Source organism: Rhizobium sp. USDA 3886, from assembly GCF_056279785.1.
The window spans coordinates 2,638,969-2,659,702 of sequence record NZ_JBWCDC010000001.1 but is presented as its reverse complement, the minus strand read 5'-3'; the positions used below and the strand labels follow the sequence as shown (position 1 = coordinate 2,659,702).

General features: G+C 59.8%; 20 protein-coding genes and 1 pseudogene. 5 read left to right on the top strand and 16 right to left on the bottom strand.

The annotated features are described in order from the left end of the window. Positions 1-18: 18 nt before the first annotated feature. Entirely contained in the window at positions 19-2,187 is a 2,169-nt protein-coding gene (locus tag ACZ9BX_RS13630) for a TonB-dependent siderophore receptor (RefSeq protein ID WP_476220011.1), read from the bottom strand. A gap of 152 nt (positions 2,188-2,339) precedes the next feature. Further along, positions 2,340-3,224: a transcriptional regulator GcvA gene (gene gcvA, locus ACZ9BX_RS13625; protein WP_476218501.1), complete on the bottom strand. Its 885-nt coding sequence runs from the start codon at positions 3,222-3,224 to the stop codon at positions 2,340-2,342. 211 nt (positions 3,225-3,435) lie between these two features. On the opposite strand from gcvA, the gene ACZ9BX_RS13620 reads away from it, so the two are divergent. Next, positions 3,436-4,350, top strand: a complete 915-nt coding sequence (locus ACZ9BX_RS13620; protein WP_027510839.1) for a DMT family transporter — start codon at positions 3,436-3,438, stop codon at positions 4,348-4,350. Between the two features lie 3 nt (positions 4,351-4,353). Here ACZ9BX_RS13620 and hemW read toward each other — a convergent pair whose 3' ends face one another. From hemW to rph, 4 genes are read right to left on the bottom strand one after another with little or no spacing between them, the layout of a single operon-like run. Beyond that, positions 4,354-5,529, bottom strand: a complete 1,176-nt coding sequence (gene hemW / locus ACZ9BX_RS13615) for a radical SAM family heme chaperone HemW (RefSeq protein ID WP_476220009.1) — start codon at positions 5,527-5,529, stop codon at positions 4,354-4,356. Positions 5,530-5,565: 36 nt separating this feature from the next. Next, positions 5,566-6,210, bottom strand: a complete 645-nt coding sequence (gene rdgB / locus ACZ9BX_RS13610) for an RdgB/HAM1 family non-canonical purine NTP pyrophosphatase (protein ID WP_476218500.1) — start codon at positions 6,208-6,210, stop codon at positions 5,566-5,568. 8 nt (positions 6,211-6,218) lie between these two features. Continuing rightward, entirely contained in the window at positions 6,219-6,635 is a 417-nt protein-coding gene (locus ACZ9BX_RS13605; RefSeq protein WP_476218499.1) for a VOC family protein, read from the bottom strand. Then, a complete protein-coding gene (gene rph, locus ACZ9BX_RS13600) occupies positions 6,632-7,351 on the bottom strand; it encodes a ribonuclease PH (protein ID WP_476218498.1) in 720 nt (239 codons plus the stop codon). The genes ACZ9BX_RS13605 and rph overlap by 4 nt, the downstream gene beginning before the upstream one ends. Positions 7,352-7,534: 183 nt before the next feature. Here rph and hrcA point away from each other — a divergent pair, with 183 nt between their 5' ends. Beyond that, complete coding sequence (gene hrcA / locus ACZ9BX_RS13595; protein ID WP_027510834.1) at positions 7,535-8,623, top strand: heat-inducible transcriptional repressor HrcA; 1,089 nt, start codon at positions 7,535-7,537, stop codon at positions 8,621-8,623. Between the two features lie 98 nt (positions 8,624-8,721). After that, a complete protein-coding gene (gene grpE, locus ACZ9BX_RS13590) occupies positions 8,722-9,354 on the top strand; it encodes a nucleotide exchange factor GrpE (RefSeq protein WP_476218497.1) in 633 nt (210 codons plus the stop codon). 32 nt (positions 9,355-9,386) lie between these two features. Here grpE and ACZ9BX_RS13585 read toward each other — a convergent pair whose 3' ends face one another. Next, positions 9,387-10,331, bottom strand: coding sequence for a nucleoside hydrolase (locus ACZ9BX_RS13585; RefSeq protein ID WP_476218496.1), 945 nt, complete (start codon positions 10,329-10,331; stop codon positions 9,387-9,389). A gap of 267 nt (positions 10,332-10,598) precedes the next feature. Here ACZ9BX_RS13585 and ACZ9BX_RS13580 point away from each other — a divergent pair, with 267 nt between their 5' ends. Next, positions 10,599-11,024: an Hsp20 family protein gene (locus ACZ9BX_RS13580; protein WP_476218495.1), complete on the top strand. Its 426-nt coding sequence runs from the start codon at positions 10,599-10,601 to the stop codon at positions 11,022-11,024. Positions 11,025-11,071: 47 nt separating this feature from the next. Then, the gene (locus ACZ9BX_RS13575) at positions 11,072-11,329 is read left to right on the top strand and encodes a BQ00720 family protein (RefSeq protein ID WP_027510830.1); all 258 of its coding nucleotides are present in this window, start codon (positions 11,072-11,074) and stop codon (positions 11,327-11,329) included. 9 nt (positions 11,330-11,338) lie between these two features. Here ACZ9BX_RS13575 and trmB read toward each other — a convergent pair whose 3' ends face one another. The 9 genes and pseudogenes from trmB to olsA all read right to left on the bottom strand — a co-directional run bounded on the left by trmB (position 11,339) and on the right by olsA (position 20,705). Next, entirely contained in the window at positions 11,339-12,040 is a 702-nt protein-coding gene (gene trmB / locus ACZ9BX_RS13570; protein ID WP_476218494.1) for a tRNA (guanine(46)-N(7))-methyltransferase TrmB, read from the bottom strand. After that, positions 12,037-13,290: a methionine adenosyltransferase gene (metK, locus tag ACZ9BX_RS13565; RefSeq protein WP_476218493.1), complete on the bottom strand. Its 1,254-nt coding sequence runs from the start codon at positions 13,288-13,290 to the stop codon at positions 12,037-12,039. The genes trmB and metK overlap by 4 nt, the downstream gene beginning before the upstream one ends. Positions 13,291-13,468: 178 nt before the next feature. Then, entirely contained in the window at positions 13,469-13,888 is a 420-nt protein-coding gene (locus ACZ9BX_RS13560; RefSeq protein ID WP_027510827.1) for a helix-turn-helix domain-containing protein, read from the bottom strand. A 150-nt stretch (positions 13,889-14,038) separates the two neighbouring features. Then, positions 14,039-15,644, bottom strand: a pseudogene (gene lnt, locus ACZ9BX_RS13555) (apolipoprotein N-acyltransferase). Positions 15,645-15,722: 78 nt separating this feature from the next. Next, positions 15,723-16,853 (bottom strand): hemolysin family protein, encoded by a 1,131-nt coding sequence (locus ACZ9BX_RS13550; RefSeq protein WP_132560421.1) that lies wholly within the window; start codon positions 16,851-16,853, stop codon positions 15,723-15,725. Beyond that, positions 16,850-17,365, bottom strand: coding sequence for an rRNA maturation RNase YbeY (ybeY, locus tag ACZ9BX_RS13545; RefSeq protein WP_476218492.1), 516 nt, complete (start codon positions 17,363-17,365; stop codon positions 16,850-16,852). Before ybeY ends, ACZ9BX_RS13550 begins: the two co-directional genes overlap by 4 nt. Further along, the gene (locus ACZ9BX_RS13540) at positions 17,365-18,417 is read right to left on the bottom strand and encodes a PhoH family protein (protein WP_027510823.1); all 1,053 of its coding nucleotides are present in this window, start codon (positions 18,415-18,417) and stop codon (positions 17,365-17,367) included. Before ACZ9BX_RS13540 ends, ybeY begins: the two co-directional genes overlap by 1 nt. A 13-nt stretch (positions 18,418-18,430) precedes the next feature. Continuing rightward, the gene (miaB, locus tag ACZ9BX_RS13535) at positions 18,431-19,858 is read right to left on the bottom strand and encodes a tRNA (N6-isopentenyl adenosine(37)-C2)-methylthiotransferase MiaB (protein WP_476218491.1); all 1,428 of its coding nucleotides are present in this window, start codon (positions 19,856-19,858) and stop codon (positions 18,431-18,433) included. A 49-nt stretch (positions 19,859-19,907) separates the two neighbouring features. Then, positions 19,908-20,705 (bottom strand): lyso-ornithine lipid O-acyltransferase, encoded by a 798-nt coding sequence (gene olsA, locus ACZ9BX_RS13530; RefSeq protein ID WP_476218490.1) that lies wholly within the window; start codon positions 20,703-20,705, stop codon positions 19,908-19,910. Positions 20,706-20,734: the final 29 nt, after the last annotated feature.

Here is a 20,734-nt window from a genome sequence, read left to right as displayed (position 1 = left end):
GATGCGCTTGCCATCGGGCTACCATGTGTAGCGTAGGCTGCCGATCACGGCGCGGCCTTGGTCGCGGTAGCAAAAGCCCGCTGAGCAGACGGGCTCGCGGCGGTCGAAGAGATTGGTAGCATTAACCTGGAGGCTCAACCCTTCATATTTCGTGTCGAGCGCTGCGAAATCGTAGCTGATCGCGGCATCGAAGAGCACACGGGAGCCATTCTGCGCCGTATTGTAGTCGCTTGTGTAGCTCTTGCCGAGGTAACGAGCGCCGACCCCGATGCCGAGGCCGTAGACAGGGCTGCTCTCTTGAAACGTGTAGTTCGCCCAAAGCGAGGCCATGTGCTTTGGCACCGATGAGACATAATTGCCGACCGTACCCGTCGCGCCCTCCTGGATCTTGGCTTGCGTGTAGGTGTAGGACGCGACCAGCGACAGGCCGTTGTCGAGGCTTGTATTCGCCTCCAGCTCCAAGCCGCGCGAACGGATCTGGCCGCGCTGCACCTGGATGTTGGCCGGACCCGTCGGCAGGTTGACGACCTCGTAGTAGAGGCTGTTCTTCTGGTCGATGTTAAATAGCGCGGCGGTGATCAGCGTATTGCTGTTCGGCAGCAGATATTTGACGCCGATCTCTTCCTGTTCGCTCAAGGTCGGCTTGAAGGGCTGGCCCGTCTCCTGGTTGATGCCGGCATTCGGCGAGAAGGCGGTCGAATAGCTGATATAGGGCGCAAGGCCGAAATCGGTCTCGTAGCTCAGGCCGACGCGTCCGGAGAACTCGTTGTCCTTTTGCGAGATCGTATCGGTGGTGTCGGCGAGGAGATTCGTATTGTCGGTGTCGGTCCACACCCAGTCGTAGCGCCCCCCCAGCGTCAGTGTCCAGGCGTCGTAGCGGATCTGGTCCTGCACGTATGTGCCGACCTGCCATTGGTCCTGGATGGTGCGCGTCTGGTAATCGATATGCGGAACCGGGGCGCCTGCGTCCGGATTGTTGGTGTCGAGCGGCGGAGAGACGCCGCGGCCGTCGAGCGAGCGCCACTGCAACCGAGTGAAATCAAGCCCCGTTAGCAGCGTGTGGTCGAGTTCGCCGGTATCGAACTTGGCCTCGATTTGGTTGTCGATCGTAAAGACGTTCAGCCGCTCGTCAAAGGTGCCGGCGCTGCGGTCGATGAGCGAGGGATCAACTGCATTGGGGGCGTAAGCAAAAGCCCAGTCGGCATCGATATTGAGCGTCGAAGAGCGAGCGTTTTGGCGAAATACGAAAGTATCGTTCAGCCGGTGCTCGAATTCATAGCCGATGCGTCCCTGATTCTGGATCGAATCGTTGAAAGCCGGATTGCCTGCAAAATAGTCCGTCACTTCGCCGGTTAGCGGGTCGTTGTAGTAGGCCGCGGTGCCGCCTGTCTTTGTTCGGGAATATTCGCCGAGAATGGTGAGTTTCGTGTCCTCGTCTGGCTTCCACATGAAAGCAGGAGCGATGTAGATGCGATCATCCGGAACGCTGATCTGTTCCGTGTCGGCGTCACGGTAGAGACCCGTAACGCGATAGTAGAAGGGATCCTGGTCGTTGACCGGGCCGGAGAAGTCGAATTGACCTTGATAGCGCTGCTCGGTGCCGTACTGGAGCTGGAGCTCATGGTAGGGGTCTTCCGTTGGGCGCTTGGTGATGAGGTTAAAGAGGCCGCCAGCGCCGGAAGAACCGTAGAGTGCTGAAGATGGGCCCCGCAGGATCGAGACACCCTCAAGGCCGTACGGTTCGGTCTTGAAGAGCGAGGAACCGGCACCTGGCTGGCGCAGGTTGTCGCGGAAGACGCCGGAATAGGTGACATCGAAGCCGCGCACCGTGAAGCTGTCGAAACGTGGATCGAAGCCATAGGCGCCGACGCGTGTACCCGGCGTATAAGCAAGCGTGTCGAGCAACGTCTGCGGGTTGCGGTCCTTGAGCTGCTGTTCCGTCACGGACGAGATCGACTGCGGCGTCTCGATGAACGGTGTGTCTGTTTTCGCGCCGGTCGCGCTGCTCTTGCCGACATAGCCGTCCGCCTGAATCACGCCGCCGCTGCCGCCATTGACGACGATGTCCTGCAGCACTGTGGCACCATCATTCTGCGGGCTGTCGGCAGGAGCATCCTGTGCGGCGGCCGGCAGAAGAAGATGGGCCATCGCGGCGCCCGCCAATGCGGATGCCTGCAGCGATCTCATAGCAAAAACGTGTATTTTCATCAGCTTACGACTCTCGGCAGTTCATTTTAAATGATTTCATGAGTGTAATAGTCAACAAAAAGCCGGATGAAAACCTTTTATGAGTAAAATTCTCCACTTTTTAGAAGGAAGACGGGCGACGGCGGGAGTGGTTAGCTCTTCGATTCCGAAAGCAGCCAGCGCCGGAAGGTCGCAACGGCCGGGCGTTCGAGCGCAGCGCCCGGATAGACGAGATGGAAGGCGAGGCGGCTCGCAACGCCAAGCGGGAAGGGCGCGACGACGGCGCCTTCGGCGAGCTCCTTCTCCAAGAACGAGCGCCGCATCAATGCAAAACCGAGACCGGCCTTCATGGCTTCGTAGGCGCCATTGCCATGCATGAAGATCGGGCCGCGCGAGGCGTCCACCTTCGTCGCGCCTGCTGCCTCGAGCCAGAGCTTCCAGTCGTGCCGGTAGACATCATGGATCAACTGGAAGCCGGCAAGCGTGTCTGGCGAGGGGTGGTCTCCAAGCTCTGCCGCCAGCCGTGGGATGCAGACTGGCACCAGTTCGTCATCCACCAGCCGCTCGCTGACGAGGCCGTCATAGCCGCCTAGTCCGTGCCGGATGGCCAGATCGATGCCGTCGCGCTGAAAATCGAGCACACGATGCGAGGCGCTGATGCGCACGTCGATTTCCGGATGGGTCTCTTCGAAACGTCGAAGCCGCGGCACCAGCCAATAGGTCGCGAAGCCTGCCGTGCAGGTGACGTTCAGCACGGAGCCGCGTGCCCGCGCCGTAAGCGCCGCGGTCGCCTCCCGCATCAGCCGAAAGGCGGTCTGCAGTGTGGTGAAGTAGTCCGCGCCTTCGACGGTGAGGGCGAGCGCCCGCGTTTTCCGGTCAAAAAGCCGTACGCCGAGTACAGCCTCCAGATCGCGGATCTGCAGGCTGACGGCGCCAGGCGTCACGTGCAACTCCTTCGCCGCCAGCGTCATGCTGAGATGCCGCGCCGCAGCTTCGAAAGCTCGCAGGGCCGAAAGAGATGGCAGAAATTCGCTCATGATTTAGCTCAGCTAAAGCGTACATCGAAAAAGACTCGTTTGTCGAAGTAGAATTATAGAAATAATATCAAGAGTGAAAGCGATCTAAAAACAGAATCACGAAGCGATAATCGTCGAGCACAAATCGCAGCTGGCAGAGACTGGCGCGCAAGAAACGGGTGGCGAGAGGCGCCGCCGTGTCGTAAGCCCGCAAATAATGAAGGAGACAGAGATGCAGAAACAGATGGGCCTAGCCGAATGGGGAATGCTCTTGGTCCTCTCCCTCCTTTGGGGCGGCTCCTTCCTCTTCAACGGCATTCTGGTGGAGGCGCTGCCGCCGTTTACGATCGTAACAGGCCGCGTGCTGCTGGCTGCGGTCGCGCTCAATGTGATCGTGCGGCTCATGGGTCATACAATGCCGCGTGACGGCAAGAGCTGGGTCGCTTTCTTCGGCATGGGCGTGCTGAACAATATGATCCCCTTTTGCCTCATCGTCTGGGGCCAGACCCATATTGCAAGCGGCCTGGCATCGATCTTGAATGCCACGACGCCGCTCTTCACGGTCGTTGTCGCCCATATCCTGACTGTCGACGAGAAGATGACCGGCAATCGCCTGATCGGCGTGCTTATCGGTTTTGCCGGCGTGGCCTATATGATCGGTTTCGATGTGCTTCACGATATCGGCGCGAATGTACTGGCGCAGCTCGCGGTTCTTGGTGCTGCTGTCTCCTATTCTTTCGCCGGTATATGGGGACGCCGCTTCCGCGCTATGGGCCTGCCGCCGCTGCTGCCTGCAGCGGGCCAGGTCACGGCATCCACCATCCTGATGCTGCCGATCGCGCTGATTGCCGACCGGCCTTGGACATTGCCTGTTCCCGACATCGAAATTTGGCTGGCGCTCTTTGGTCTGGCGCTGCTTTCAACGGCGATCGCCTATCTGCTTTTCTTCCGTATTCTCGCAACAGCGGGCGCGACGAACCTGGCGCTGGTGACCTTCCTGATTCCCGTTAGCGCCATTCTGTTGGGGACGATCATCCTCGGCGAGCAGCTGCAGGCAAAACATCTGATAGGCATGGCGACGATCGCGGTCGGTCTAGCGGCGATCGACGGGCGGCTGATGTCGCTTGGAAAAAGGCGGGCAGCCTGAGGCTCAGCAGGCGAGATCGGCGACGACGGAATCGAGGATGAGCATGCCGGACGGCGTGCAGCGAAGCCGGGAATTGCCGATTCGCTCGATGAAGCCGTGCTCCAGCAAGAATTCCTCGCGCTTCGGGTCCGGATCCCGACCGGAAAGATGCTGCCAGCGGGCAAGATCGACGCCCTCCTTCAGCCGAAGCCCCATGAGCAGCAACTCGTCGGCCTGCTCGTCATAGCCGAGCCGCTCCTGCTCCAGAATGCCATGTCCGTCGCGTTCTACAAGCTCGAGCCAGGCCTCCGGCTTGCGCTCGGTCGCCGTTGCGATCTTCTCTGGCCCACGCGTCAGGCGGCCATGCGCGCCGGGGCCGATCCCGGCATAGTCGCCGTAGCGCCAGTAGGTGAGGTTGTGGCGGCTTTCCGCGCCGGGCCGCGCATGGTTGGAAACCTCATAGGCTGGCATGCCTTCGCGCGCCGTGATCTCCTGCGTCGCCTCGTAGAGATCTGCCGACTGGTCGCCATCAGGAACGATCAGCTTACCGGCCTTGTGCAGGCCGTAGAACGGCGTGCCTTCCTCGATCGTCAGCTGGTAGAGCGAGAGGTGATCGACCGCGTAGGAGATCGCTTCCCTCAGTTCCCTCTCCCACTCCTCGACCGTCTGGTCGGGGCGGGCATAGATCAGGTCGAAGGACATGCGCGGGAAGATGTCGCGCGCCAGCCTGATCGCCTTCAGCGCATCGGCGACATCGTGCAGGCGGCCGAGGAATTTCAGGTCCCGGTCGTTTAGCGCCTGAACGCCGAGCGACACGCGGTTGACGCCTGCCGAGCGATAGCCGCGGAAGCGCTCAGCCTCCACGCTCGACGGATTCGCCTCCATGGTGATCTCGATGCCGTTCGGCACATGCCAGTGCTTCGAGATGCCGTCGAGAATGGCTGACACTGTTGCCGGGTGCATGAGCGACGGCGTGCCGCCGCCAAGGAAGACACTCGTCACCGTCTTCGGTCCGCTCATACGGCGAACGGTGGCCATCTCCTTCAGGAAGGCAGCGGTGAATCGCTCCTGATCCACCGGCTGATGGCGGACATGGCTGTTGAAGTCGCAGTAGGGGCATTTCGCCGCGCAGAAGGGCCAATGCACGTAGACGCCGAAACCGGGCTCTCCGGTATCGGGCAGAAGCGTCGCATCGCGCATCAAGCTTGGCGTATCGAGAATCTCCACGAACCGACCTTACGCTTCCAGGTAGGTTTCGACAAAGAGTTTGAAGGCGCGCGCCCGGTGCGACAGGGCCTGCGGCTTGCCGATGTTCCAGCCGTGCTTCTCCTCGGCGCTCATCTCGCCGAAGGTGATGCCGTAATCTTCCGGCTGGAAGACCGGATCGTAGCCGAAACCCTGTGTGCCGCGCGGCGGCCAGACGACGGTGCCTTCGACCTCGCCGCGGAAAAGCTCCGTATGACCGTCCGGCCAGGCGAGGCAGAGCACGCTGACAAAGCGCGCGGTCCGCTGCTCCTGCTTCACAGCCCCGGCTTTCTCCAGAGCGTTTTGCACCTTTTCCATGGCCATCGCAAAATCGCGCGTGCCGTCCGGCTTTTCGGCCCAGTTGGCCGTATAGACGCCCGGATCGCCGCCAAGCGCATCAATCACCAGTCCGGAATCGTCGGAAAGCGCCGGCATTCCTGCTGCCTTGGCAGAGGCGAGCGCCTTGATCGTCGCGTTTTCCTCGAAGGTCGTGCCGGTTTCGTCCGGCTCGATGAAGTTGAGGTCTGCTGCCGATTTGGCGGTGAAGCCGAGCGGTCCGATCAGATCCTGGATCTCGCGGATCTTGCCGGCATTGTGGCTGGCGACGACGATCGTCTTCGTTTCAAGCTTGCGCATGGTTGGTCCTATTCAATGCCCCAGATTCTGGCTTCGGCGCATTCGAGGCTGTTTCCTGCTGGATCGCGAAAATAGATCGAGCGGCCGCCGTTCGGCCAGTACACTTCGGATTCGATTTCGATGCCCGCGGCTTTGAGCTTCGCCGCCATGGCATCGATGTTCTTACCTGACACCCGGAAACATGCGTGGCCCTGACCTTTCGTGCCATGCGGCGGCACCTGCAGGGCATCGGCTGCCGGCGGTTTCACCGTTTCTTCGGGGTTGAAGATCAACAGCACGCCATACCCGCAGCGGAAGAAGACATGCCGGTTTCCGGCGCGCGCGATCTTGGCAAGGCCGAGCACGCCTTCGTAGAAAGCCTCGGCCTTGTCGAGATCATCCGCATAGAGCGCCGTCTCCAGCATGCCTTCCAGCAGGGCAGTCATCCGGCGATGGCCTGTTTCTGCATGTTGACGAGCTCCGCAATGCCGGCTTTCGCCAGCGTCATCAGCGCGGCAAATTCCCCGTCGGTGAACGGTGTGCCCTCCGCGGTACCCTGAATTTCAACGATGCCGCCTGCGCCCGTCATGACGAAGTTCGCATCGGTTTCTGCGGAGGAATCTTCGAGATAATCGAGGTCGATCACCGGCTGGCTGGCGAAGATGCCGCAGGAAATTGCGGCGATGTGATCTTTGAGCACGCGCTCGACCTTGATCATGTTGCGGGCCTCCATCCATTTCAGGCAGTCGTACAGCGCAATCCAGGCGCCCGTAATAGAGGCCGTGCGCGTACCGCCATCAGCCTGAATAACGTCGCAGTCGAGCGTGATCTGGCGTTCGCCGAGTTCCTTAAGGTCGACGACGGCACGGAGCGAACGGCCGATGAGGCGCTGGATTTCCTGCGTGCGCCCGCCCTGCTTGCCGGTTGCGGCCTCGCGTTTCATGCGCTCGCCGGTTGCGCGCGGTAGCATGCCATATTCGGCCGTGACCCAGCCCTTTCCTGTATTGCGCAGCCACGGCGGCGTCTTGTCTTCCAGGCTTGCGGTACAGAGCACATGCGTATCGCCGAATTTCACGAGGCAGGAACCTTCCGCATGCTTTGAAAAATTGCGCTCGAAAGTGACCTTGCGCATCTGGTCGGTTTTTCTGCCTGAAGGCCGCATTCTAATCTCCTGAAGCATGATGCCGAAATGCGTTAAGCGGTTTTCGGATAACATCGTGAAGTGCTCAATGGTATCGACCGCTTCTACGATTGGCGGCAACCATTTGCAAATTCCCTTTTGCTACGAGGGCGAGAACGGCTATATTTTAGGGATCGTCATCAGCGCGCAGGTCAAAGGAAATTCATGGGGTTCAGGTCGACGTCGGTTTCGGATGCCGTTGCGGCGCTGGATGAACGCTCTAAGGAAATCTTCCGCCGCATCGTTGAGGGCTATCTGGAAAGTGGCGAGCCGCTCGGCTCCCGCAATCTCTCGCGCATCCTGCCTATGTCCCTATCGCCCGCTTCCGTGCGCAATGTGATGAGCGACCTGGAAGCGCTAGGCCTGATCTACTCGCCACATGTCAGCGCGGGACGCTTGCCGACGCAGGGCGGCCTTCGGTTCTTCGTTGATGCTTTCATGCAGGTCGGCGACCTTTCCGCCGAGGACCGTGCGAACATCGACCGCCAGGTTCGTCCTGAAAGCCTTAATGCTCCTGTGGAAACGATGATGAACGAGGCAAGCCGGATGCTGTCTGGCATTTCGCGGGGCGCGGGGCTCGTCATCACATCGAAGAGCGATCCGGTCCTCAAGCATGTCGAATTCATCCGCCTGGAGCCCACCAAGGCGCTGGCCGTGCTCGTCGGCGATCACGATCAGGTCGAAAACCGCATTATCGAATTGCCAGCAGGCGTTACATCGTCGCAGCTGACGGAGGCCGCGAATTTCCTCAATGCCCATATGTCCGGCCAGACTTTGCCGGAATTGCGCAAGCAGCTCAGTCACTTAAAGGAGAACGTCCGCCACGAGCTTGATGCGCTGTCCAGGGACCTTGTCGAGCGCGGCATTGCCGTTTGGTCTGGCGATGCGGATGAAGGCAAGCCACCGCAGCTTATCATTCGCGGCCGATCCAATCTGCTCGAGGGCCTGGCTGGCGCGGAGGACCTTGACCGTCTGCGCATGCTTTTCGACGATCTCGAAAAGAAGGACAGCCTAATCGAGCTGCTGAATCTTGCCGAAACCGGCCCGGGCGTGCGTATCTTCATCGGTTCTGAGAACAAGCTCTTTTCGCTTTCCGGCTCCTCGCTGATTGTTGCGCCCTATCGCGATGATGACGACCGCATTGTCGGTGCCGTTGGGGTCATCGGTCCGACGCGGCTCAATTACTCGCGCATCGTGCCGATGGTGGACTACACAGCGCAGCTAATTTCCCGGCTTGCGCGCGGCACGCTGTAAACTCCCGAATTTCTCCTTCTTTGTCACGCAGACTTGATTTTTTGCGATCGAAGTTCGATATCGGGCGCATCTCAAGAAAACCACTACCGGAGACCGTCATGACGGACGAAACGACGAAAAACGGACCTGACGCTGCCGCGGCTGAAGCCGCAGACGACGCTGCCGCAAACGTCGAGAACGAAACCACGGTGGAAGCGCCGCCACAGCCGGATCCGCTTGAAGTGCTCAAGGCTGAAAATGTCGAGCTGCGTGAGCGCTATCTGCGCCTTGCCGCCGAAATGGATAATCTGCGACGTCGCACTGAGCGCGATGTGAAGGATGCAAAATCCTACTCAGTCGCGGGCTTCGCGCGCGATATGCTTGCCGTCTCGGATAATTTGCGCCGCGCGCTCGATGCCATCCCAGCCGAAGCGAAGGAAGCGGGCGAGGCGGGCCTCGACACATTGATCGAAGGTGTCGAGATGACCGAGCGCTCGATGCTCTCCGCGCTTGAGCGTCACGGCGTCCGCAAGCTGGATCCGGTAGGCCAGAAGTTCGATCCGAACTTCCATCAGGCGATGTTCGAGATCCCGAATGCCGAAGTGCCGAACAACACGGTCGTCCAGGTCGTTCAGGCAGGCTTCACGATCGGCGAGCGGGTTCTTCGCCCGGCAATGGTTGGCGTCGCCAAGGGCGGCCCGAAGGCTGCGGAAGCGGATATCAATACGGCGTTCACCGAAAAGGACGCCTGATCTCTCAGACGCCTCAATAATCAGTCTGAAAATCAGATGCGGGCGAAGCGCTCGATCAGTAGATCGAAGAAGCCGTCCGCATCCACATAGCGCATCACCTTGGCATTGCGCTTACGGTCGGTCACATGCCACCAGTCAACGACCGTCATGCCCACCGTCAGCTCCGACTTCACCTCGATCTCGACATTGCAGTCACGGCCCTTGAAAAGCTCCGGCTTTAGCAGGTAGGCGACGACAGTCGGATCGTGCAGCGGTCCGCCGTCGGAGCCATATTTCTCGACATCGAAGCGCTCAAAAAACTCCAGCATTTCGACCATTGCTTTCGCCGGTGCCGTGCCGAGATCGGCCATGCGCTTTACGCGATCCTTCCGCGTCAGCAGCTGATGCGTCACGTCGAGCGGCATCATCACGATCGGCACGCCCGAACGGAAGATGATGTCGGCCGCTTCCGGATCGACATAGATGTTGAATTCCGCGGCCGGTGTGATGTTGCCGCCCTCGAAGAACCCGCCTCCCATCATCACCAGTTCGCGGATGCGCGGAATGATATCCGGCGCTTTCTGGAAGGCCATGCCGATATTGGTGAGCGGTCCCAGCGTGCAAAGCGTCACCATGCCTCCCGGCTCGCGGCGAAGCGTCTCGATGATGAAGTCGACCGCGTGCCCTGCCTTCAACGGCATTGTCGGTTCATCGAGCTCAGGTCCATCGAGGCCGGTCTTTCCGTGCACGTGCTCGGCCGTGACCAGTTTGCGCGCGATTGGTGCATCCGCACCTGCAAAAACCTTCGTGTCGGTCCGTCCGCAGAGCTCGCAGACGATGCGCGCATTGCGGCTCGTGTAGGAAAGCGGCACGTTGCCCGCGACGGTCGTAATGCCGAGCACTTCCAGCTCTTCGGGACTGCCGAAGGCAAGCATGATGGCCGCTGCATCGTCCTGGCCGGGATCGGTGTCGATGATGATCTTTCTGGGGGTCGCCATTTCGTCGTTCCGTCTCAAGGTGCACGTCGTGGCAGGCACCGTTCGTTTATCTTTCCGTCGCAGATCGGCGCAGCCGTTGCGGGCGACGATTTGATGCGAGCCGCCATGATCTTTGTCAAGCAACTGCTTGAGTCCAACCGTCTTAAATTCATATGTCGGCGATGCGCCGCATATGTCTTGCGCGAAAGGTACACGCTTCCCATATTAACGGCGTCCGGATGCTACGCCTAGGTCCGGGAAGGTCGCTTGCATCAAGGACTTTGAAAGATGAGCCGCATGACACCTTTCGCCAGCCCGCTGCTTCTGGGCTTCGATGCCATGGAAAAGACGCTTGAACGCATTTCCAAGGCAAGCGACGGTTACCCGCCCTACAATATCGAACGTATCGCCGCCGGTCACGGGGCGCCTGAACGCTTGCGCATCACGCTTGCTGTCGCGGGCTTCAGTGAAGAAGAGCTCGACGTTACCATCGAAGAGAACCAACTGTTAATCCGCGGCCGCCAGGTCGAGCAGGGCGAGCATGAATATCTTTATCGTGGTATTGCCGCCCGTCAGTTCCAGCGCACGTTCGTGTTGGCAGATGGCATGCAGGTTCTGGGCGCCAGCCTCAAGAACGGATTGCTGGCCGTCGATCTCATTCGTCCGGAACCGGCGCGCATGGTGAAGAAAATTAACATTTCGGTCTCACAGTAGGACAACGGCCCATTCGGCTGTTGGTCCCTTCTCCCGGAGGTACAGGAATGTTGATGAAAGAAGCGAATTCTCACCTGACCAAGTCCGAGCTAGCCGGTATCGGCAACGGCGAGGTCGCCTATATCCGCAAGATGCGCACTGATGAGGTGTCGAAGTGCTTCCCCGAAGCGCCGGATATCGATCCGGGCGTGGACCTTTGGGCCCTCTTCGGCGCAGACGGAACGCCGATCCTGCTCACGGATAATCGCTCCAGCACCTTCTTCAAGGCAGCTGAAGACGAACTGAAGACGGTAAGCCTGCACTAAAAAGCAGGCTTAGAGCTTCTCGAACGTCAGATAGGCGGAGGATCTGCCCTCCCGCCGGGCCTTGGCCTCGTAGCGTGTGCTCGGCCAACCCTCATAGGGCGTCAGCCAGTCGGCGGCGTTTTCCGCAAGCCAGTCGAAGCCGCCGTGATCGCGGCACTTCAGCAGCGTCCAATTCACGTAGGTATCGATGTCCGAGGCGAAGCAGAAGAGCCCGCCGGGCTTCAGTACGCGATGGAAACGGTCGAGATTGGTCTTGGAAACGAAGCGCCGTTTCCAGTGCTTCCGCTTCGGCCATGGATCGGGATAGAGCAGATCGATCTGATCCAGGCAGCCGTCGGGCAGCCAGTCGAGCAGTTGCGTTGCATCGTCGTTATAGACGCGGATATTCTTTGCACCCTTCGCCTCGATGCTCGCCAGCAGTTTCTGCATGGAATTGATGAAGGGTTCGACGCCGATGAAGCCGGTGGAGGGCATTTCCAGCGCGCGGTGGATCAGATGTTCGCCACCGCCGAAGCCGATTTCTAGGCGCAGCCGTTCAGTCGGAACCGGAAAGAGGTTTTTCAGCGGCTCTGGTGGAGCCGCCGAAAGATCGATGAGGAATGCCGGGAGCAGCGTATGAAGTCTTTCCGCTTGATGTTCGCGGAGAGCCTTTCCCTTGCGGCGACCGAAGAAAGCCTCGGTCGCGCGCGCCCGGCGCTCCATATCCGTCATGCCACCGCCCGAAGCTTCACGGCTTCCTTCAGCGCCTTGACGAGATCTGTGCGTTCCCATGAGAACGAGCCATCACGGCCTGCCTTGCGGCCGAAGTGGCCATAGGCCGATGTCTTGGCGTAGATCGGCTTGTTGAGGTCGAGATGGCGGCGGATGCCGGTCGGTGACAGGTCCATGTTCTTACGGATCGCTGCCTCGACTTGGTCTTCCGTCACGCCCTTGCCGGTGCCGTGCAGATCGACATAGATCGATAGCGGCTGTGCGACGCCGATCGCATAGGAGAGCTGGATCGTGCAGCGGTCGGCAAGACCTGCGGCGACGACGTTCTTCGCAAGATAGCGGGCAGCATAGGCTGCGGACCGGTCGACCTTGGTCGTGTCCTTACCGGAGAATGCGCCGCCGCCGTGGGGAGCGGCACCGCCATAGGTGTCGACGATGATCTTGCGGCCGGTAAGACCAGCATCGCCGTCCGGGCCGCCGATGACGAACTTGCCGGTCGGGTTGATGTACCAGTTGCATTCCTTGGCGATCGGCAGATCGCCCAGCGCTTCGCGGATGTAAGGCTCCACGACGGCGCGAACCTTCTTCGAATCCCAGCTGTCATCGAGATGCTGGGTCGAAAGAACGATCGAGGTCACTTCGGCAGGCTTACCGTCGATGTAGCGCACGGTCACCTGGCTCTTGGCGTCCGGGCCAAGTTTGGCGACATCGCCGTCGCCTTTCTTGCGGGCTGTGGCCAGCAGTTGCAGGATCTTGTGGGAGTAGTAGATCGGAGCTGGCATGAGGTCCGGCGTTTCCTTGCAGGCGTAGCCGAACATGATGCCCTGGTCGCCGGCACCTTCGTCACCCTGCTGGTCGGCTGCGTTGTCGACGCCCTGTGCGATATCGGCAGACTGCGAGTGCAGCAGCACGTCGATCTTTGCCTTTTTCCAGTGGAAGCCTTCCTGCTCGTAGCCGATGTCCTTGATGGCGCGGCGGGCTGCAGCCTTGAATTTCGACGGGTTGATGACGTCGTTGCCGTTCTTATCCTTCTTCATCAGGCTCGGTGGCAGACGGACTTCACCGGCGATCACAACGCGGTTCGTCGTCGCCAGGGTTTCGCAGGCAATGCGCACGCCCCAGGGGTTGATGCCGGTTTTGGCCGCTTCACGATAGACCAGATCTACGATCTCGTCGGAGATGCGGTCACACACCTTGTCCGGGTGACCTTCGGCAACTGACTCGCTGGTGAAAAGATAATTCGCGCGCATTCGGGATTCCCCTCAAAGAACAAAAGCCGTGTAGTTGGTACTCATTTCGCGTTCGAAAAACAAGCACAGAAGGACATATATATATCTTTATATCTGCAGCGAAATGGTAAATTTTGCCCATAAAACGCAAAAAAGGTGGCCTTTCGACCACCTTTCAAAACTGCGGTCATCAAAGGGGTCAGTCCGCGTCGGCCTCGGCGGCCAGCGCCTTCACAAGCTCCACGACCTTGCGGCGAACCTTGGGGTCGGAAATCTTTACGAAGGCCCGGTTGAGCTGAAGCCCTTCCGAGGAGGAGAGGAAATCGACAACATAATTCGAGCTCGATGCCTCTGCCATGCCGGTCAATCCGCCGGCGTGATCGCCCGGAGCGTCCTCGAAGAAAAAGGAAACCGGGACGTTGAGAATACTCGAGATGTTCTGCAGGCGGCTCGCACCGACGCGGTTCGTACCCTTCTCGTACTTCTGGATCTGCTGAAAGGTAATGCCGAGGCTCTCGCCCAGCTTCTCCTGGCTCATGCCAAGCATTGTACGGCGAAGCCGAATGCGACTGCCGACGTGGATGTCGATCGGGTTAGGCTTCTTCTTGTTTTCAATCATGGTCGTGCCCTAGCAAAGAATTTCAACCTGGTTAAACCGGCAGTGCCCAGACCCATCCGTAACGCCACGTTGTAAGCGGCGTAAACCCTATCATCAAGCATACGTTAACAACGCCGATCGCGACCACTATGCAATTTTAGGGGTTTTTGGTCAATTCGGCTTGAAAATAAAACCAAAACGGGAAATCGACACAATCAAAATCAGTAACGTTTCAGTCAACCAGAAGTAAGCTTGCCGCGAAAACGAACTCCGAGAAGCGCTGCCGAATCCCTCAAGAGTTGCGTCGACGAAGCCTGCTTGATTGAGACCCAGTCCTGCGACAATCTGGCCGTGGGCGTCCACGATAGCTGAAATGCCGCTGTTGGCATCGCGAATCAGCGGCAATCCGGTCTCCACGGCACGTACCCGCGCCTGCTGGAAATGCTGATAAGGGCCAGGCGTATTGCCGAACCAGGCGTCGTTCGTGATGTTCAGGATCGCGCCCGCATCAGCGATGTCGCCGGTCATCTCATCCGGGAAGATGATCTCATAGCAGACGAGAGGATAGAGCTTCAGTCCCGTCGGCAGTTCCAGGAGATGGCGCGTCGCCGCGGCAGAGAACCCGCCCGGCATTTCGACGATATTCTTGATGCCGAAATTGTCGAGGATATTCTCGAACGGTACATATTCGCCGAACGGAACGAGATGCATCTTGTCGGAAGCCGTGACGATCTGGCCGCGTCCGTCGATCGCATAGATCGAATTGTAGTAGCGCACGGGGTTTCCCGGCCCCATCTCTTCGGCGCGAACAGCACCTGCAATCAGAATCTGGTCGTCGTCGAGCGTATCGGCGATCCGGGTAAGGGCATCCTGATTATCGGTGAGGATGAAAGGGATCGACGTCTCCGGCCAGACGATGATGTTCGGCTTCTTTCCTCCATCCTTCGGCGCCTCGGCGGAAAGCTTCAAGTGAAGCTCGAAGATCGCCGAGCGATCGGCATTGTTGTCGAGCTTGGCAGCCTGATCAATCATCGGCTGCACAAGGCGGATCACCGGCCGCTTCTCTTGCGGCAGCGGCGGAGCCTTCGGCGCGAGATAAAGGACATAGCCGCCATAACCGAGATGGGCTGCAAAGAGCAGTGTGGCGAGTCCCACACCCATCGTCGCACCCTGACGTGTACCGAGAAGGGCAGGCGCAGCGAAGACGAAGACGGCAAGCGCAGTCACGCCCATGGCGCCGATGATATGCGCGGATTGCATCATCAGCGGCATAGGCATGATGCCGTAGCCGATCGCATTCCAGGGAAAGCCCGTGAAAGTGACGCGTGCGCAACCACTCGAAGAGGCCGAAGCCTGCGGCGAGCGCCGCAATGCGGCCCATCCCGTCCGACCAGAAGACACGGGCGATAGCTGCAGCGAGGCCATAATAGATTGACAGCACCGCCGGCAGGCCGAGGGTCGCCAATGGCAGCGCCCAGGCAAATTCTTCCGAGTCGATCATCAAGGCATGGCCGAGCCACCAAAGGCCTGCGACGAAATAGCCGAAGCCGAAGAGCCAGCCGATCACGAATGAGGGCCAGAGGCGGCCGAGGAAGCTCGCCTCGGGGGAGGCAGTTGCGCCGTCGATCAGCCAGACGAGGAGCGTGAATGAAAGGAACATCGCTGCGAAAAAGCCGATCGGCGGAAGCGCCAGAACGGCGAATGCGCCGGCAAAGACCGCCAGCACTGCCCGTTTGAAACCCCAGACCAGGATGACCTTGTCCGCAAGCCGCTCCATGCGCACTCCATTCACGCCGCGAATCAACCCGGTCCGCAGTCTTTCAAAAAAGCGGCGCTTTGTCGTGCCTCACGGAAATCAGTTCGATGTTGATTCGGCAGGCCGTTCGTCAGCCGATTCAGGTCCAGTCACACTGTCGTCTGCCTTGACGCGGCGGCGGATTGCCTGACGCTTGCGGGTGATGCGCACCCGCTTAATCCGGCGCGGGTCGGCCTCAAGAATGTGGAATTCGAAATCCGGCAGAGCCTGGACGACTTCGCCCCGAACCGGAATGCGGCCGAGGGCGGAGAAGATAAGGCCACCCAGCGTATCGACCTCGTCCACCTGCTCGCTGATGTCGAAATCCGGGCCGATCGCCTCTGCAATCTCTTCCAGTTCGACGCGGGCATCCGCTACGAAGACGTCTTCGGAAATTCGCTTGAACATGACCTCTTCGTCATCATGCTCGTCATCGATATCGCCGACTACCATCTCGACGATGTCCTCGTGCGAAGCAAGCCCATCGGTGCCGCCATATTCATCGATGACCAGCGCCATCTGCGTGCGGTTCACCTGCATTCGGCGAAGCAGATCGGATGCCAACATCGATGGCGGCACGAAAAGGATCTTGCGGACGATGCCGGCCTCGGCAAGCGTCTTCTGCAGGTCGACGCGCGCAAGGTCGAAATTCGGCTTTGCCGAGCGCGCCGGCTTCTGAATGTTCTCGGTAGCGATCTCGACAACCGGCTTAACAGTCTTGGAGCCTGTCCGGCGCTTGTTGCGCGCCTGCTTGGCGACATAGGAAAGCAAGTCGCGGATATGCACCATGCCGCGCGGATCGTCGAGTGTATCGGCATAGACCGGCATGCGAGAGCGGCCTGATTCCTCAAAGAGGATCATCAATTCACCGATGGTGATGTTCTGGTCGACCGCCTCGATGTCGGCGCGCGGAACCATGACGTCGGCAACGCGCACTTCGCGGAAACGCAAGATGTTGTGAAGCATCGCCCGCTCGTCGGGCGAAAAGGCATCGTCGCCGGTATCGTTAGTCATCAGCGCGTCGGCGAGATCTTCGCGAATGCGCGAGCCCTGCTGCGGGCGAAGGATGCGGGCGGCGCGCGCCCAGAATGATCGTCCGGAATGCCTGCTACTACTGCCCGCCTCATCTGAGGAGGAGGATTGATCGGCGTCCTTGGTGTCCGCCGCCGGTTTCGTTGTAAAGTCGCTCATGGTTCCATTTTAAGGTCTTGACCCTCGTATGGGTCAGATAGGCCGAGTACTGCCAAAATGCGAGTCTCCAACCCCTCCATAATTTCGGCTTCGTCATTATTCATATGGTCGTAGCCGAAGAGATGCAAGAAACCATGCACCATCAGATGTGTCAGATGGTCTTCGAACGGCTTTTCGAGCTCCCGCGCTTCCCGTTCGACGGTCTCCCTGGCGATAATGATATCACCAAGCATCGGACCTGGCATCTTTCCTGGGATTATCGGAAAAGCCGGAAAGGAGAGAACATTGGTGGCCTTGTCCTTCTTGCGCCATTCGGCGTTCATGGTGCGGATGGATTCGTCATCCGTGAAGACAAGCGAAAGCTCAGTTGCTGTCGTGGGAAACGGCTGCTTCTCATTTTTCTTGAGAAACGTCGCCGCCGCTTCCAGCACGCGTTCCGCCAAAGCCTGAAGTTCATCCTCGGAGGGCCAGTCGCCTTCCTCGATGCTGATCTGGATGTCGAGTTCGGCCATCAGACCTGCGGGCCGGCGTCTTCCGGCCGCGTCGTATAGGTGGCGTCGTAGGCCCTTACGATCCGTCCGACCAACGGATGGCGAACGACGTCGACATCCTTGAAGCGGATCGTCGAAATTCCTTCCACGCCGTCAAGCAGATGCAGCGCTTCGATAAGTCCGGATTTCACGCCGCGCGGCAAGTCGATCTGGCTTGGATCGCCGGTGACGATCATGCGTGAATTCTCGCCGAGGCGCGTCAGGAACATCTTCATCTGCATCGATGTTGTGTTCTGAGCTTCATCGAGAATGATGGCCGCGTTCGAGAGCGTGCGCCCGCGCATGAAGGCGAGCGGCGCGATCTCGATGACGCCAGCCGTGATCGCGCGCTCGACCTTGTCTCCCGGTATCATGTCGTAGAGCGCATCATAGAGCGGCCGGAGATAGGGATCGACCTTCTCCTTCATGTCGCCAGGCAGGAAGCCAAGACGCTCGCCGGCCTCGACCGCCGGCCGCGAAAGGATGATCTTCTCGACAGCGCCGCGCTCCAGCATCTGGGCCGCATGTGCGACGGCGAGGTAGGTCTTGCCCGTGCCGGCTGGGCCGACGCCGAAGACCAGTTCCGCGCGTTCCATGGCGCGTATATAGGCGTCCTGCGTCGGCGTCCGCGCAACGATCGTCTTCTTGCGTGTCGAAATCTGCGCCATGGTGAGCTTGGCTTTTTTCTCCATGGTCGGCAGGCTCAACTGATCGTCGGCGGCAACCGCCATGCGGATTGCGCCTTCCACGTCGGATCGTTCCACGCTGCCGCCTTTCTGGAGCTTTTCATAGAGGTAGTCCAGCGTACGCCGGGCCTGATTGGTGGCGACGACATCGCCAGTAATGACAACGGAATTACCGCGCGCGCGCGCGTCGATATGCAGCCGCTCCTCGAGAAGCTTCAGGTTCTGATCGAACTGACCGAATAGCTCGCTGGCGAACCGGTTGTTCTCGAACGTCAGGACGAAGTGATTGGCGTCGCTCGCAATGCGTGGGTGGCGCGGTGAAGAAGAAACCAATTCTTGTCCGTTCAAGCGGTCGAGCTCCCTAGGTTAAAACCCCAGCCTCTGCAAACTCGGCAAACAGGCTGTTCGTTCCGGTTCCGGTGATTCGCACTTTGATAATGTCACCGATTTGCGATGCTTTTGCATCAACATTCACTGACTGAAGCCAGGGAGAACGCCCAATAAGTTGTCCCGGCATCCGGCCGGGCTTTTCAAGCAACAAATCGATTTCCTTGCCGATGCAGGATCTGTTGAATTCCTGCGTCTGCTTGAGGAGAAGCGCCTGCAGGCGCTCGAGCCGTTCTGCCTTGATCTCTTCCGGCACCTGGTCCTTCAGTTCCGCCCCGGGCGTACCCGGCCGCGTCGAATATTTGAAGGAGAAAGCCTGCGCATAGCGAACCTCCTCCACCAAACTCAGTGTAGCGTCAAAATCCTCGTCTGTCTCCCCGGGAAAACCAACGATGAAATCGCCCGACAGCGCGATGTCGGGGCGGGCTGCGCGAATGCGCTCAATGAGCGCCATATATTCCGCTGCTGTATGGCGCCGGTTCATGGCTTTCAGGATGCGGTCCGAGCCCGCCTGCACCGGCAGGTGCAAGTAGGGCATCAACGCCCGCAGCTCGCGATGCGCCTCGATCAAGCGGTCGTCCATGTCGCGCGGATGGCTGGTGGTGTACCGGAGCCGGGCAAGCCCCGGAATTTCAGCGAGGCGATAGAGCAGATCGCCAAGGCTCCATTCCTCGCCATTGGCCCCGGCGCCATGCCACGCGTTGACGTTCTGGCCGAGCAATGTGATTTCCCGCACTCCGCCTTCGATGAGGTTCTGTGCTTCTTCGACAATCTGGCTGACCGGCCGGGAGATCTCCGAACCACGCGTGTAAGGCACGACGCAGAAGGTGCAGAACTTGTCGCAGCCTTCCTGCACCGTCAGGAATGCAGTGACACCGCGCGAACGGATCTTTCTGGTTTCGGCGATGGGCAAGTGTTCGAACTTGTCTTCCAGCGCATATTCCGTATCGACAACGCGATGGCCTTCCTTGGCACGCCGCAGCGCGTCCGGCAGGCGGTGATAGGTCTGCGGGCCGATGACCACATCGACGGCAGGCGCGCGGCGCAGGATTTCCTCGCCCTCGGCCTGGGCAACGCATCCGGTGACGCCGATCATCATCTCGCGCCCGTCGGCAGCCTTCTTCTTCTTCAGATCGCGCAAGCGGCCGAGCGCCGAATAGACCTTCTCGGCGGCCTTTTCGCGGATGTGACAAGTATTGAGCAGGACGAGGTCGGCCTCCTCCATATTCTCCGTCGGCTCGTAACCATCGCGGGCGAGCGCATCACTCATGCGCATCGAGTCGTAGACGTTCATCTGGCAGCCATAAGTCTTGATGAAAACCTTGCGGCTGTTGCTGCCATTGCGGAGGCCTTCGCTGGGGATGGTCTCCGGGGGCGGAAGAAGGGCGGTGTCTTGGGTCATGGCGGGCTATTTAGTGGTTTTTTGCCCTATAGAAAATCGAAATTTTTCCTCAAGAGATTTCGCGGCCGCGCAGGCGGCTGTTGAGCATGGCACGGATGCGGCGGGCGATGGTGGCGCTGACGTCCTTCCGGTTCGAATCAGAGCGGTATTCGACCGCCTCGCCGAAGGAGACCTCGGCATCGAGCGCCGCACATTTCACGACGTCCATCAGGTGTGGCACGAGTTCCACGTCGCCGGGCCAGCCGGCCAGCGGGCGGTGATAGCGGCCCATCGCAACGCCGTGCGCCTTGGTATAGGCGATCGCGACCGGCTGCACGAAGACGGAGCCGTTCGGCGAGTGCGGCACGGCCATGGCGGCCGCTCCGAAGAGCGAGGATTTGACCTCCAGCAAACGATTGCCGTCCGAAGTCGTGCCTTCGGGAAAGAGCACGATGATCTCGCCGTCCGCCATGCGGTCCGCAATCTCGCTTGCCTGACTGCCGGTCTTCCGCTTTTCTTCGCGGACGATGAAAACGCTTTTCTGCAGGCGGGCGAGCAGCCCGAAGATGGGCCAGTCGCGCACCTCTACTTTGGCGATGAAGGCGACATCGGCGACCGAGGACATGACCATGATATCCATCCACGACGCGTGATTGACGCATAGCATCAGCGGCCTGCGCCCTTCGAGCTTGCCGTGGACCTTCACGCGAATTCCGAGTGCGTGGCAGGCAGCGCGGTGCCAAAGACGCGGAAGGATGCGGCGGAGCTTCCAGTCGAAATGGAGGCTGAGAAGCTGCAATGGCATCAGCGGCATGCTGGCGGCGGCGATGACGACCGCGGCATAGGCGATGCGCAGCCAGACGATCAACGCGAACTCCCTGCGGCTGCGGTCATCGG

Bases quoted from the DNA above. Each gene is read 5' to 3' on its own strand.
- ACZ9BX_RS13630 (WP_476220011.1), bottom strand. From the start codon at position 2,187: ATGAGATCGCTGCAGGCATCCGCATTGGCGGGCGCCGCGATGGCCCAT.
- gcvA (WP_476218501.1), bottom strand. From the start codon at position 3,224: ATGAGCGAATTTCTGCCATCTCTTTCGGCCCTGCGAGCTTTCGAAGCT.
- ACZ9BX_RS13620 (WP_027510839.1), top strand. From the start codon at position 3,436: ATGCAGAAACAGATGGGCCTAGCCGAATGGGGAATGCTCTTGGTCCTC.
- hemW (WP_476220009.1), bottom strand. From the start codon at position 5,529: ATGCGCGATGCGACGCTTCTGCCCGATACCGGAGAGCCCGGTTTCGGC.
- rdgB (WP_476218500.1), bottom strand. From the start codon at position 6,210: ATGCGCAAGCTTGAAACGAAGACGATCGTCGTCGCCAGCCACAATGCC.
- ACZ9BX_RS13605 (WP_476218499.1), bottom strand. From the start codon at position 6,635: ATGACTGCCCTGCTGGAAGGCATGCTGGAGACGGCGCTCTATGCGGAT.
- rph (WP_476218498.1), bottom strand. From the start codon at position 7,351: ATGCGGCCTTCAGGCAGAAAAACCGACCAGATGCGCAAGGTCACTTTC.
- hrcA (WP_027510834.1), top strand. From the start codon at position 7,535: ATGGGGTTCAGGTCGACGTCGGTTTCGGATGCCGTTGCGGCGCTGGAT.
- grpE (WP_476218497.1), top strand. From the start codon at position 8,722: ATGACGGACGAAACGACGAAAAACGGACCTGACGCTGCCGCGGCTGAA.
- ACZ9BX_RS13585 (WP_476218496.1), bottom strand. From the start codon at position 10,331: ATGGCGACCCCCAGAAAGATCATCATCGACACCGATCCCGGCCAGGAC.
- ACZ9BX_RS13580 (WP_476218495.1), top strand. From the start codon at position 10,599: ATGAGCCGCATGACACCTTTCGCCAGCCCGCTGCTTCTGGGCTTCGAT.
- ACZ9BX_RS13575 (WP_027510830.1), top strand. From the start codon at position 11,072: ATGTTGATGAAAGAAGCGAATTCTCACCTGACCAAGTCCGAGCTAGCC.
- trmB (WP_476218494.1), bottom strand. From the start codon at position 12,040: ATGACGGATATGGAGCGCCGGGCGCGCGCGACCGAGGCTTTCTTCGGT.
- metK (WP_476218493.1), bottom strand. From the start codon at position 13,290: ATGCGCGCGAATTATCTTTTCACCAGCGAGTCAGTTGCCGAAGGTCAC.
- ACZ9BX_RS13560 (WP_027510827.1), bottom strand. From the start codon at position 13,888: ATGATTGAAAACAAGAAGAAGCCTAACCCGATCGACATCCACGTCGGC.
- ACZ9BX_RS13550 (WP_132560421.1), bottom strand. From the start codon at position 16,853: ATGAGCGACTTTACAACGAAACCGGCGGCGGACACCAAGGACGCCGAT.
- ybeY (WP_476218492.1), bottom strand. From the start codon at position 17,365: ATGGCCGAACTCGACATCCAGATCAGCATCGAGGAAGGCGACTGGCCC.
- miaB (WP_476218491.1), bottom strand. From the start codon at position 19,858: ATGACCCAAGACACCGCCCTTCTTCCGCCCCCGGAGACCATCCCCAGC.